The 13,514-nt window shown below is 62.4% G+C and carries 11 protein-coding genes; 9 read left to right on the forward strand and 2 right to left on the reverse strand.

The features are described from left to right. Position 1 precedes the first annotated feature (1 nt). From YP76_RS12720 to YP76_RS12760, 9 genes are all read left to right on the forward strand, one after another. Entirely contained in the window at positions 2 to 805 is an 804-nt protein-coding gene (locus tag YP76_RS12720) for an ABC transporter ATP-binding protein (protein WP_046763944.1), read from the forward strand. After that, positions 802 to 1,428 (forward strand): cysteine dioxygenase family protein, encoded by a 627-nt coding sequence (locus YP76_RS12725; protein ID WP_046763945.1) that lies wholly within the window; start codon positions 802 to 804, stop codon positions 1,426 to 1,428. Before YP76_RS12720 ends, YP76_RS12725 begins: the two co-directional genes overlap by 4 nt. Then, on the forward strand, positions 1,425 to 2,687 hold the full coding sequence (locus YP76_RS12730) for a rhodanese-like domain-containing protein (RefSeq protein WP_046763946.1): 1,263 nt from the start codon (positions 1,425 to 1,427) through the stop codon (positions 2,685 to 2,687). Before YP76_RS12725 ends, YP76_RS12730 begins: the two co-directional genes overlap by 4 nt. A 14-nt stretch (positions 2,688 to 2,701) precedes the next feature. Continuing rightward, positions 2,702 to 3,790 carry an LLM class flavin-dependent oxidoreductase gene (locus YP76_RS12735; protein ID WP_046763947.1) on the forward strand — a complete coding sequence of 363 codons (1,089 nt, stop codon included), beginning with the start codon at positions 2,702 to 2,704 and terminating at the stop codon, positions 3,788 to 3,790. Position 3,791: 1 nt separating this feature from the next. Then, a complete protein-coding gene (locus YP76_RS12740; protein ID WP_046763948.1) occupies positions 3,792 to 4,751 on the forward strand; it encodes an ABC transporter substrate-binding protein in 960 nt (319 codons plus the stop codon). 123 nt (positions 4,752 to 4,874) lie between these two features. Next, positions 4,875 to 7,460, forward strand: a complete 2,586-nt coding sequence (locus YP76_RS12745; protein ID WP_046763949.1) for a TonB-dependent receptor plug domain-containing protein — start codon at positions 4,875 to 4,877, stop codon at positions 7,458 to 7,460. Continuing rightward, the gene (locus tag YP76_RS12750) at positions 7,450 to 8,394 is read left to right on the forward strand and encodes an ABC transporter substrate-binding protein (protein ID WP_198147481.1); all 945 of its coding nucleotides are present in this window, start codon (positions 7,450 to 7,452) and stop codon (positions 8,392 to 8,394) included. The genes YP76_RS12745 and YP76_RS12750 overlap by 11 nt, the downstream gene beginning before the upstream one ends. Before the next feature lie 82 nt (positions 8,395 to 8,476). Beyond that, positions 8,477 to 9,268, forward strand: a complete 792-nt coding sequence (locus tag YP76_RS12755; protein ID WP_046763951.1) for a class II aldolase/adducin family protein — start codon at positions 8,477 to 8,479, stop codon at positions 9,266 to 9,268. A gap of 357 nt (positions 9,269 to 9,625) precedes the next feature. Further along, a complete protein-coding gene (locus YP76_RS12760) occupies positions 9,626 to 10,288 on the forward strand; it encodes a peroxiredoxin-like family protein (protein WP_046764128.1) in 663 nt (220 codons plus the stop codon). Positions 10,289 to 10,507: 219 nt separating this feature from the next. On the opposite strand, the gene YP76_RS12765 is transcribed toward YP76_RS12760, so the two are convergent. Both YP76_RS12765 and YP76_RS12770 read right to left on the reverse strand, forming a co-directional pair. Continuing rightward, positions 10,508 to 11,854 (reverse strand): LLM class flavin-dependent oxidoreductase, encoded by a 1,347-nt coding sequence (locus YP76_RS12765; RefSeq protein WP_046763952.1) that lies wholly within the window; start codon positions 11,852 to 11,854, stop codon positions 10,508 to 10,510. A gap of 274 nt (positions 11,855 to 12,128) precedes the next feature. Next, entirely contained in the window at positions 12,129 to 13,427 is a 1,299-nt protein-coding gene (locus tag YP76_RS12770; protein ID WP_046763953.1) for a DUF3422 domain-containing protein, read from the reverse strand. Between the last annotated feature and the right edge of the window lie 87 nt (positions 13,428 to 13,514).

A 13,514-nucleotide genomic window follows, 5' to 3' on the forward strand; every position in this document is an offset into this window, starting at 1 on the left:
CATGGACGCCCGTCTCGGATTTTCCGCCCTGCAAAGTGCCGCCCATCACCGCGATCTTCCGCACCCTGAGCCGGTGGTGAGGCTGCGCGGCTTCGTCCGCCGCTTCGGCGCCAACACGATCATCGACGGTCTGGACCTGGACATCGCGCCGGGCGAATTCATTGCGCTCCTGGGCCGTTCCGGTTCCGGCAAGACAACCTTGTTGCGCACGCTCGCGGGTCTCGATGAGATACGCGGACAGGACGTCGAAGTCCCCGACTCGCGCGCGGTCGTGTTTCAGGATGCACGTCTGCTGCCCTGGAAGCCGGTATGGAAGAATGTGGCCCTGGGTCTCAAGGGCGACCGGGTGCGCGACCGAAGCGAGGCGGCGCTCAAGGAAGTCGGGCTTGGCCATCGGCTCGACGCCTGGCCGCTGACGCTGTCCGGCGGAGAAGCGCAGCGCGTCGCGCTTGCCCGTGCGCTGGTGCGCGAACCCAAGCTGCTGCTGCTTGATGAACCCTTCGCCGCGCTGGATGCGCTGACACGCTACAGGATGCATGAACTCGTCCTGTCGCTCTGGCGCGCGCACCGGCCTGCCGTGTTGATCGTGACCCATGATGTGGAGGAAGCGATCGCGCTCGCTGACCGGGTGCTGGTGCTCGACAAGGGGCGCATCGTCGCGCAGGAGCGGATTGCGGCTCCGCGGGGGGAACGGTCCGGTCTTTCGGGGCATCTGCGGGAAAAGCTGCTCTCCCATCTCGGTGGCGATGATGATCATGGCGCCGCTGTCCTGCCCTTCGCGCCGATCGCGGAGGCCGCCGAATGAATGCCGTCGCGACGATAAGTCGGCCTGCCGACGGCGCCGCCGACATCGCGCGTCTGCGCGGCTTCGTCACCGCTTTTGCCGATCTGGTGGCGGCGACGCGCGATGAAGGGGCGATATTGGAGAGTGGCCGTGCCCTGTTGAGCCGGCTGATCGCCAGGGACGATTGGCTGCCGGAGCAATTCACTCGCCCGCATCCCGAGCGCTACCAGCAATATCTGCTGCATTGCGACAGCCGCGAGCGCTTCAGCGTCGTCAGTTTTGTCTGGGGACCCGGCCAGTCCACGCCGGTCCACGATCATACGGTTTGGGGTTTGGTCGGCATTTTGCGAGGGGTCGAGAAGGTCGAGCGCTTCCGCCGGTCGCCCGACGGCCGATTGATCGCGCATGGTGAGCAATATCTTCGTGAGGGCGAAGTCGACGCCGTTTCCCCCCGCATCGGGGATATCCATCGCGTGACCAACGGCCTTGTGGATCGGCCGTCGATCAGCATCCATGTCTATGGCGCCAATATCGGCGCGGTCGAGCGGGCGACCTATGCTGCCGACGGGACCGCCAAAAGCTTCATATCGGGTTACGCCAACGGCGTGATCCCCAACCTCTGGGACAGATCGAGAAACGCATGACCACCAATACGCTGGAACGCATTCAGCTTGCCACGCCGCAGGATATCCGTCGCGCCTTGCTGGTGGGCAGTGAGATTGCCCTGATCGACGTGCGCGAGGAGCATGAATTCGCGCAGGGCCATCCTTTGTTCGCCGCTCAGATTCCGCTGCGCCGGATCGATGAGGAAGCACGTTGGCGCATTCCCCGGCCGGATACGTCGATCGTCGTCTATGACAATGGTGAAGGGCTGGCACGCAAGGCGGCCGTGCGGTTCGAGGGGCTGGGCTATACCGACGTCCGCGAACTGGAGGGCGGCCTCGATGGCTGGCGCGCTGCGGGCTATGAGCTGTTCGAGGATGTGAACAGCTATTCCAAGGCCTTTGGCGAGTTGGTCGAGCATCGCCGCCATACGCCCAGCCTGGCGGCGGAAGAGGTGCAGGCGCTGATCAGGGAAAAGGCCGATATCGCGATCCTCGACGCTCGTCGTTACGACGAATATAACACGATGAGTATCCCGACCGGCACCAGCGTTCCCGGCGCGGAACTGGTGCTGCGCGCCAGGTCCATCGCGCCTGATCCCGATACCACGATCATCGTCAATTGCGCGGGCCGGACCCGGTCGATCATCGGTACCCAGTCGCTGGTCAATGCCGGTTTGCCCAACCCGATCTTCGCCCTGCGCAACGGTACGATCGGCTGGACGCTGGCGGGACAGGAACTGGAGACCGGCCAGACCCGCGTCGCGCCGGAGATCGACAATCGCTCTGCCGAGGATGCCCGCGCCCATGCTCGCGATGTTGCCTATCGCGCTGGGGTGAAGCGCATCGGATGGGACGAACTGGAGGCGTTGAAGGCTGACGATGCACGTACCCTCTATCTTTACGATGTACGCCAGCCGCGTGAATATGAAAGCGGTCATCTGCCTGGCTTCCGCAATGCACAAGGTGGTCAACTCGTTCAGGAAACCGACCATAATGCCCCGGTACGGGGCGCGCGCATCGTCGTCACCGATGACATTGGCCCGCGCGCCGATATGACTGCATCCTGGCTCGCGCAACTGGGGTGGGAGGTGTTCGTACTCGATGTCGACTGGGCCACGGTAGCGCTGGAAAAAGGACCAGATGGTGCCCCCAGTCCGCGCGGGCCGGAGGGCCGCTACAAGCGCCCCTATGAAGGAACGGACAACAAGGCGGCGGCCATGCAGGCCTATCTCGACTGGGAATATGGTCTTGTCGCTCAACTGGAGCGCGACGGCACTCACGGCTTTTTCGTGATCTGAATTGAGAGGTTACCATGAGCGTCAAGTTTATCGGCTATATCGGCTTCAATAATGCCTCTGAAACCCAGGCGGCCGTACGAAGCCGTGTCCTCGACAAGGATTATGTCGAGGCATCAGCCAAGGCCCAGGAAGAGGGGGGCTTCGACCGCGTATTGATACCCTTCAGTTCCAACAGCCCGGAAAGCCAGATCGTTGCAGCCCATGCGGCGGCCATTACCTCGACCCTGGGTTTCCTGGTGGCGCATCGGCCCGGCTTCACCCAGCCGACCGTTGCCGCGCGGCAACTGGCGACGCTGGATCAGTTGTCGGGCGGGCGTGTGGCGGTCCACATCATCACCGGCGGCGCCGACGATGAAATGGCGCGGGACGGCGATACCAGGAGCGTGAAGGCGGAACGCTACGCCCGCACTGACGAATATCTTACCATCCTGCGGCAGGAATGGACGGCGGCTAGGCCATTCGACCATCAGGGCAGATTCTACGACGTGAAGCAGGCGTTCAGCGCCATCAAGCCCGACAATCTACCGGTTTTCTTCGGCGGTTCGTCGCCGGAAGCGATCGAGGTCGCGGGGCAGCATGCCGATGTCTACGCCCTTTGGGGCGAAACGCTGGAGGCGGTGCAGGATACTGTCCGGCAGGTGCGCCGATCGGCGGCGCGTTTCGGTCGCGATCCCGGCTTCTCCCTTTCATTGCGGCCTGTGATCGCGGACACGGAAGAGGCGGCGTGGAAGCGCGCGGCCGAGATCGAAGAGCAGGTGCGCGAAAACCGGATCGCCGCTGGACTGCCGCTGACCGGCCACCGTCCGCCCAATGCCGGATCGCTTCGCCTGCTCGAAACGGCGAGCGTCAATCGGCAGGACAAGCGGCTGTGGACCGGCGTTGCGGCCCTGACGGGTGCGGCCGGCAACAGCACGGGGCTGGTCGGTACGCCCGAGCAGGTGGCGGACGCGATGCTCGATTATTATGATATCGGCATCGACCATTTCCTGATCCGCGGCTTCGATCCGTTGGGCGACTCCATCCTCTATGGCCGGGAACTTCTCCCTGTCGTGCGGCGTAAGGTCGCCGATCGGGAAAAGAACGGTCTGGCGTTGGCGGGCTGAAATGGCGAAAAACAGGGGCGCGATCATCGCGGTGATACTGGTTGCGGCGGCGGGCTTTGGTCTCGCCGCCGCGAAATTTGGCGGCAGCGATGATCGGGTGCTGCGCGTCGCCAACCAGAAGGGGCAGGTCAAATCCATGATGATCGCCTCGGGCGTTCTCAATGATGCGCCTTATACGGTCGAGTGGTCGGAATTTCCGGCAGCCCAACCCTTGCTGGAGGCGGTGGGTGGCGGTGCGGCGGATCTCGGCCTGGCGGCCGACGCGCCCTTCATCTTCGCCTATCAAAGCGGTAGCCCGATCAAGGCCATCGGGGTGCAGGCGCCCGCTGCCCAGGCTGCGGAGGCGCTGGCCATATTGGTGAAGGACGGCTCGCCCGCGCGGTCGATACAGAATCTGATCGGCAAATCGATCGCCACCACGCGTGGATCGATCGGTCATCATCTGCTGCTTCAGGCGCTCGAACGGGCGCATATCCCGGCGGACAGGGTGCGCGTCACCTTCCTGCCGCCCGGCGATGCCAAGGCCGCCTTCGACAGCGGCGCGATCGACGCCTGGTCCACCTGGACGCCCTATACGAATGTGGCGATCAAGGAAGGCGCACGCGCGGTGGTCGATGCGAAGGATTACGGCCTGCCCAATTATATCGACATTGCCTATGCCGACTCCATCGGATCGAAGCGCGCCTTGCTTGCGGATTTTCTCCGGAGGGAGGCAAGGGCCGTCGACTGGGCGCGGGCGCATCCGGATGAGTTCGCGCAGGTTCTGGCGAAGGAAACCGGTCTGCCGCTCGACATCGCGCGCGCAAGTTTCGACCGCAACAACCGTGTGGCGCAACCCATCGACGGCAAGATCATCGCACACGAACAGGACATTACCCACCGTTTCCAGAAGGCCGGCTTGATTGATGGCAAGCGGGTGGTCGCCGATGCCTTCGATCCCGACTTCGGTAAAGGCGGGTAAAGCTGAATTTCGTCCCTATATAGAATAAATTAAATTCAAATATATTCATAGATGTAATGGTAAAGTCATTTCTCAATCAATTTGATAGTAAATAGATGATCCCCATGTGATGGGGGATATGCCATGAACAATGAAAACTATTTTCTGTGCTCGACTGCAATTGCGATCGTCTTACTGACGACTGTTCCCTTGTTCGCGCAAACCGCCGCAGCAACTGAGGGCGTTGCGGCGGAAGCTGCCAACGATGCTGGCGCCATTATCGTGACGGGCGTGCGCGGTGCACCGCGTACCGTGGCGGAAAGTCCTGCGCCGATCGACGTAGTGAGCGCGGAGAAATTGCAGGCCACCGGCTCGGCCGAGTTCGGTGAAGCCCTGTCCAAGCTGCTGCCTTCGCTCAATTTCGGCGCGACCCATGCGGGCGTGTTCTCGATCGGGCGTCCGGTCACCAATCGCGGCCTTGCGCCCGCCTATACGCTGGTGTTGGTCAACGGCAAGCGGCGGCACAACGGCGCTTTCCTCAACAATTCGACTGCCGATACATCTGGCGCGAATCCGGTCGACATCGACCTCATCCCGACCAGCGCGATCAACCGGATCGAGGTGCTGAAGGACAGCGCCGCCGCCCAATATGGCACCGACGCCATAGCCGGGGTCATCAACATCCAATTGGCTGAGAAGGAGGGGCTGAGCGGCGATTTCACCTATGGGACGCTCTATAACGCCAATGGCAAGCCAGATAGCTGGAAGGGCACGATCCGTTACGGCACGAAGATCGGTGACGGCGGCTTCCTGACCCTGAGCGGCGACATTCGCAAGCGCGGCGGCGCCTGGTGGAATCTGCCCGCGACCGATACGAACATCTATGGCCTGCCCGCCAACCGCACGGTCGATCAGGTAGTGGCGACCAGCGGCCTGACCCGCGATCAGGTGCTGGCCAATGTCGCCCAGGCCAATGCCCGCAACGCGCAATGGAGTCGCGACGGCGCGCATAATGGCGACCCGCAGATCAAGGCGTTCAACCTGTCCTATAATGCGGAACTGCCGGTGACGGAGAATGTCACCCTCTACAGCTTCGGCACCTATGGCGAGCGCGACGCCCAAATCGGCAATAATTTCCGCCGTCCCAATAGCACCGCCAATTTCACCGCACTTTTCCCGGACGGCTATTACCCCCTCAACAATATCGACGAGAATGATTTTCAGTTCGTCGGCGGTTTGAGGGGCGTACTCTGGGGCTGGGACTATGATGTCAGTTCCTCTTTCGGCCGCAACTATAGTCATCAATATTCGAAATTGTCGGTCCGTCCCTCGCTCGGGGCGAACAGTCCGACAAGCTGGCCCAATCTCGCCAATTTCGAGTTCCGGCAATGGACCCACAATGTCGAACTTCACCGGGAAGTCGAAATCGGTCTGGCCAAGCCGCTGCAAATCTCCGTCGGCGGCGAATATCGACTCGATCGCTTCCGGACCTTCGCGGGCGATCCTCTGGCTTATCAACCGGCGACCTATCGTTTCCAGCCCGGCGACCAGCAGTATGACTGGAATGTCGGCGTCACCGCCTCGCCCGTGGTGCAGGGGGCGATCGTGCTGTCGCCCGCTGATGAGGCTGATATCGGCCGCAAGGTTTATGCGGGCTATGTCGACCTTGGCATCTATCCGCTCGATGCATGGTATATCGGCGCTGCGGTCCGCGCCGAACATTATAGCGACGGTTCCGGAAGCCCGGTCGGCCTGAAGCTCAACAGCCGCTATGAGATCAGCCCTGCCTTCGCCATTCGCGGCACGGTCGGCACCGGCTTCCGCGCGCCGTCGCTGACGCAGATCGGCTATGCGCAGACCGATGGACGCACCTCCTCCTTTTTCAACATGCAGACCGGGCAGACGGAACTCAGGCCCACCGTCGCGAAGCTGGTGACGGCGGATTCCGCCGTCGGCCAGTTGCTGGGCGCCAAGCCGCTCAAGGCGGAGAAGACATGGAATGCGGGGCTGGGCTTCGTCTTCGCGCCTGCGCCTGCCCTGTCGGTGACGCTCGATGGCTATTATATCCGCATCAAGAACCGGATCGAGCGCACCGGCCGTTTGTTCGGCACGGGCATTTCCGCCATCCTTGCCGCCTACGGCCTGTCGGACATCGAGCAGGCCGAATATTTCATCAACGCCGCCGACACCACGACCAAGGGTTTCGATCTGGTCGCTGACTATTCCAAAAACCTTGGCGATCTGGGCAAGCTAGGGCTGACCTTCGCCTTCAACTATTCGAAGACGAAGGTGACGGATGTCGTCGCTACCCCGTCGCAACTCTTCGGTCCCACCGGCGCTTCGCTGCTGGGCGCGGGGTCGGTCTTCTTCGGCGGCGACAAGATCGGGGAGCTGGAAGTGCTCCAGCCGCATACGAAGCTGGTCAGCACGCTCAACTGGAGCAAGGGCATTTTCGGCTTCAGCCTCACCGCCACCCGCTATGGCAAATATACGCAGCGCACGGCAGCGGGCGACGACCGGCATTTCGGCGCGAAGATCATCACCGACGCCAGCATCAGCGCGAAGGTGACGCAGTTCGCCACGCTTTCGGCCGGCGCCACCAACCTGTTCGACGTCCGCCCCGAAACCAACGGGCCGGGCAATCCCCAGACGGGCCAGGGCTATTATGGTCCGTCGCCCTTCAATCCGGCGGGAGGCTATTATTATGGACGGATCGCGCTTGCTTTCTGATCGTCGGATCTTCCTGGCCGGCGCGGCCGCGGTCTGCCTTGCCGCGTGCGCAGGGAAAAATAGGCGCACGAAACTGGTGCTGGGCGATCAGGTCCATCTCCTCCAGTCGAAGGCGGAGGCGGCGGGCGCCCTCAACGACCTGTCCTACGATGTGGAATGGGCGAATTTCGTCGGCGCCGCGCCGCTGCTGGAGGCGCTCAACGCAGGCGCGGTCGATATCGCTCCGGCGGGCGACCTGCCGGTCGTGCTGGCGGCATCGGCGGGCGTGCCGCTGAAGATCATTGCGGGCTCGATCTCCTCGACCAAGGACATTGGCATCATCGTTCCCGGCGGCTCTCCGATCCGGTCGGTCGCGGGCCTTGCGGGCAAGCGCGTGATCGTGTCGAGCGCGCGGGGCAGCATATCCCATTATCTGCTGCTCGAAGCGCTCAAGGAAACGAAGCTCGACCGGCGAAAGGTCGACATCGGCTTCATGCTGCCCAATGACGCCGCAGCCGCCTTCGCCGCCGGGCAGATAGAGGCATGGGCGACCTTCGGCACCTATCAGATCGCGGCGGAACAACGCGGCGCGCGCGTGTTGCGCGATGGGGACGGTATCAATAGCGGCCTGACCCTGATCGCCGCCTCCCAGACCGCACTCGACGATCCGGCGAAGCGCGAAGCCCTGCGGGATGTCCTCACTCGCCTCCGCAAGGCGAGCCTATGGTCGCGGGCGCATCCCGCCGACTATGCCCGTATCTTCACCCGGCAGACGAAGGTCGATCCCAAACTCGCCACCCTGATCGTGGAACGGCAGAACCCGCTGCTCATCGCACCCGATGCGGCGGTGGTGAAGACGTTGCAACGGGTGGTCGACCGCTTCCATGCCGATGGCGAACTGCCCGCCCATATCGATGTCGCCTCCATCGTCGATCCGGGGATATTCCCTGCATGAGCAGCGCCAATCCATTTATCAGCCATTCTCATTGGGCGGCGCCCTGCCGCTTCCCTAAAATCCCGCGCAAAGGAGCAGCGCCATGGCCACAGTCTTGAAGGACGACCGTTTCCGCCAGTCGGGGATCAGCGAAGCGGAATGGAAGGTCCGCGTCGATCTTGCCGCTTTCTATCGCCTGTCCGCCCTCTATGGCTGGGACGATTTCATCTATACCCATATCTCCGCCCGCGCGCCGGGGCCGGAGCATCATTTCCTGATCAACCCCTTCGGCCTGATGTTCGATGAGATCACGGCGTCCAGTCTGGTCAAGGTGGACCTGGACGGCAATGTCATCGGGGAAAATGATTACGGCATCAACTATGCCGGCTATGTGATCCACAGCGCGATCCACGGCGCGCGGGAAGATGCCCATTATATCGCCCATTTCCACAGCGCCGATGGCGTGGCGGTGTCGGCACATGCCGAAGGGCTGCTGCCGCTCAACCAGCGCGCCCTCGCGCTGATCCCTGGTCTGTCCTATCATGACTATGAAGGCGTGGCGCTCAACCTGGATGAGCGGGAGCGGCTGGTAGCCGATCTTGGCAATACCAAGGTCATGCTGCTGCGCAATCACGGCACGCTGGCATTGGGATCGACGCCGGGCGAGGCGTTCAGCGGCATCTATCATCTGGAGGAAGCGTGCAAGGCACAGGTCCGCAGCCTTGCCGTCGGCCGCGACAATGTGCTGATCGCCCCCGAAGCCGCGCAGGAGGAAGTCCGACGCCAGATGAATCGGGACCGCAAGCCGGTGGAGGGCGCCCGATCGCATTACGACCTCGTCTGGGAGGCCGCGCTCCGCAAGGCGCAGCGCCAATCCCCCGGATTCGACGCCTGAGGAAAGCTTTCGGCATTCTGCTATGGCAAAGGCATCCGAGGCGTGGGCATTCTCCTAACAGTTGCCCATGCTTTCGCATGCGGCCGATATGCTGTCGGCCGGTGATCTGATCGGATAGGAATTGGTTGTCGGAGTTTTGGCGGCGCAATCCAGCAAAGTCTGGCGGGCGTGATGGGACGAATGCCAGCCTTATCTCTGACTACAGCCAGACATATTTGAAACCGACAGCAGATTTCCCCGGTCGTCGCGGGAAAGCCTCGACCAGATCAGCAATTCTCGTGATTGTCAGGGCAAGTCTCATTGGCGGACGCTGGTCGCGATCGCCAGAACGGGGTGTGCACGGTGAAGGAGATCATCATGGCCACCATAGTCAATGAAACACTCAAATCCCGCTATGCTGCCTTGCAGGCGGAGCGGGAGAGAAGCTGGTCCCCGGCCCAGCTTGAGGGCAACAAAAGGCAACGCACCCAGTTGCTGGAGCGCTTCGATCCCGCTGCCGTAGCTCAGCCCGGCGACGTCCTGCCGCCCCTGTCCTTCGCGGAGGTGGATGGCGGCACATTGAGGCTGGATGATCTCACCGCAGAAGGCCCGGCGCTGTTCGTCTTCTTCCGCTTCGCGGGCTGTCCGGCCTGCAACATCGCCTTGCCTTATTATGCCGAAAGATTGTTCCCTGCCCTCAGGCAGCGGCATATTCCGCTTGTGGCGCTCAGCCCCCAGCTATCCCATCTGTTGCGAGACATAAAGGTCCGGCACGATCTGCCCTTCCTGGTCGCGACCGATGCCGATAATGGCCTGGCGCGGTTGCTGCATATCAGTTTCGAGCCAGACCATCGTCCGTCGCCGCCGCCATCCGGCTGGATCGGTGAAGTGACGGGCACGGGGAGCTGGGAATTGCCCCAACCCGCTTTCCTCCTGGTTGGCCCCGGCCGCGTCGTGCGCTGGTTGCAGGTCAGCCCCGACTGGGTGGACCGGCCGGAAGCGGACGCCGTCCTCGACCAAATCGATCGAAATGGCGGGTAAAGCGATACAGCCGCTTTGAACGGAAAGGTCTGGGGCCGCTCGTTCCTTGGGGATTGATCGGCCCTATCATTCTTCTTTCGTGAGTGTCGGTCAGCGACGTGCGGCTTAGCGCAGTAGCGGAGAGTGGCCAACAGCCGTGCAAATGCCCCGTGCTGCCTCCCTGCGAGCTGCGATTTTGCCACCGATGACCCAGCAAGTTCGGGGCGGTCCTCCCGTCTATCACTCGGCAGCAATGGCGGGCGGGACCTCCGGCTTGCGTGCATAGCGGTTTTCGGGGACCGGAAGACCCAGATGCTCGCGGAAGGTGGTGCCTTCATAATCGGTGCGGAACAGGCCGCGCGCCTGAAGGATCGGGATCACCTTGTCGACGAACAGATCGAGCTGTCCGGGAAGGGGTTCGAAGAAGACAAAGCCGTCGGCTGCGCCGCCTTCGAACCATTGCTGCAAACGATCCGCCACGGTCTCGGGCGAGCCGATGAAGACACCGCGCGGCGTCGCCAGGCGTTCCGCCGTCTGACGCAGCGTCAGATTTTCCGCTCGCACCATGGCCAGGACCTTTTGCGATGCGCTTTGCTGGCTGTTGAATCCGATATGTTCGACATCGGGAAAGGGCCCGTCGAGATCATATTGGCGGAAATCATGATCGTTGAAGGTCCGGGACAGGAAGCCGAGGCCGGTGTCGATCGATTCCAGTGCCGCCAACTCGCGATAACGCGCTTCCGCATCCTCGTCCGTCTCCCCCACGATGGGCGCAATGCCTGGCAGGATGAACAACAGGTCGGGATTCCGGCCAAAGCTTCTGGCCCTGGCTTTCACATCGGCATAATAGGCCTGTCCGGCCGTCTCGTCTTCGGCGTGGGTGAAGATGACCTCCGCCTGTTTCGCCGCGAAATTGCGTCCGTCGTCCGAGGCGCCCGCCTGAAAGATGACCGGCTGCCCCTGCGGAGTCCGCTTGATGTTGAGCGGACCGCGCACCTGGAAGAATTCGCCCTTGTGGTCGAGGCGGTGGAGCCGCTCGGGATCGACGAATTGGCCACTTTCCTTGTCCGCGACATGGGCGCCATCCTCCCAGCTGTCCCACAGGCCCTGAACCACGTCGAGATATTCACTGGCGATGCGATAGCGCAGGGCATGGGGCGGATGTTCGGTCTTGCTGAAATTGGCCGCGGTATCGCCCAGCCAGGAGGTCACGATGTTCCATCCTGCCCGTCCGCCACTTAGATGATCGAGCGAGGCGAACTGGCGCGCGACGTTGAATGGCTCGGAATAGCTGACGGTCAGCGTCGCCACCAACCCGATGCGGGATGTCGTGGCCGCTAGCGCGGATAGGATGGTGATCGGCTCGAAGCGGTTCAGATAATGCGGGCTGGACTTTTCCGTGATCGACAAGCTGTCGGCGACGAAGAGGAAGTCGAATTTGCCGCGCTCGGCCGTTGCAGCCTGCTTCTGATAGAGGGCGAGGCTGGTGCTGGCGTTGACATCACGGTCGGGGTGGCGCCAGTCGTTCCATGTGCGGCCCACGCCGTGCAGGATGAAACCGAGTTTGATATGGCGTTGCTGGGACATGATGATTCTCGCTGGATAGAGCCGATGCGAGAAATTTAGTGGCCGCCATGCACCTCGACTAATGCGCTTTGGTCGCCCTCCTATGATTTGGTCTCAACTCGTCGGGCAGATGCCGCCATTGCGAGTGCTCCTACGCCATCCCCTTCATATCTTCGAAGAACAACTCCCGACCGTCGGAAAGCCCGCCAAGATCGCCACCACAGCCCCCATGCGGAAGCGCGTCGTTACCGCGAACGTACTGCCCAAGGTTGATCGAAGCAGATCGCAAACCGCTCTAATGATCGTTTCTGGCCGACGATTTCTTGACCTTCCTGATCTGGCGGATGCCCAGGAAGACGGCAGCGATCGTGACGGGAAATAGCGCCAGATCGACCCAGCCGGGCAGATGAAGGCCCTGATGCTCCAGCGCTTCCCGGAGATGGTGCCACAGACCCAGCGCATAATAGCTGATGGCCACCACGGACAGCCCTTCAACCGTATGTTGCAGGCGCAGTTGCAATCCGGTACGGCGATCCATCGATGCCAGCAAATCCCGATTGCGCCGGGCCAGCGCAGTGTCCACACGGGTCCGCAGAAGGGCGCTGGTCCATGCCACGCGCTGGGCAAGGTCCTCCTGGCGCCGGGTGAAGGCATCGCAAGTGCGCATGGCCGGTAGCAGCCTGCGCTCGGTGAAATCGTCAAGCGAGCGATAGCCCCGGACGGGAAGCACACCGAGGCGGCGGATGCGATCGCGGCAGATTTCGGCATAGGCCTCCGTCGCGCTCATGCGGTAGCGGGTGCGCGCGACGATCTCGGCGAGCTCGGCGCTGAGCGAGGTGAGGTGCTCCAATGCCTGATCGTCATCGGCATCCTTTTGCGCCAGGCGGGTGGTGATGGCAGTCAATCGCTGTTCCAGCCCCGTCAGCAGCGGGGTGGCCCGTTGCGCCTCGGGCAGACCGAGCAGGGCGATCTTCCGGTAATTGCCCAATTCCTGCAACCGTTGCACGAGTTGAGAGCTTTCGCCACCCTGCAACCCCTTGTCATGGATGAGCAGCCGGCCGAAGCCGTCGCTGTGCAGGCGGAAGTCGCCCCAGATGCGCGCTTGGCCGTCGGCGACATCGGAGATGATGAGGTCGTCGGTGGCGAAATGCGCAGCGATGCTGGCGAAGGGTGGCTCGTCCTTGACCAGGGAGATATGGGTCGAGCGGATCACCTGGCCGGGGAACGCAGCTATCCAGCGCGCCACGTCGCCAAATGGCGCAAGATCGAACAGCGACCCGCCCTCGACCGGAGCGAGAAAGCTGTAAGTCATGAATTCCGTGTGGCGCTCCCAGGAAAAATGAAGATCGCCGATATGGTCCGTGAAGAAACGATCGCCAGGATTGAGCGTGGGAAATCGTTCGGCAAGAAGGACAAGACTATCCCGGGCCTGCGCTTCATCGACCAGCAATACGAATTGCAGGGCGATTGCCGGTGCATCGAAGCGGGGCAGGCCGCGAATATGCATTTCCCGGGACAGGGAGGCGCGCAGCGGATGATCGCGCTGGCTGAGCGTACCGGCCGGATCGGCCGTGCTGCTGGTCATGTCGTCCATGGACCGTTCTTTGCCTCGGCATGATTGCGGTAAAAAGTCCGGGCCTGCCCCAACCGTCGTCCTTCCTTTATCGTTGCGGGATGGGGA

This window comes from Sphingobium chungbukense (assembly GCF_001005725.1).
Lineage (GTDB): Bacteria > Pseudomonadota > Alphaproteobacteria > Sphingomonadales > Sphingomonadaceae > Sphingobium > Sphingobium chungbukense.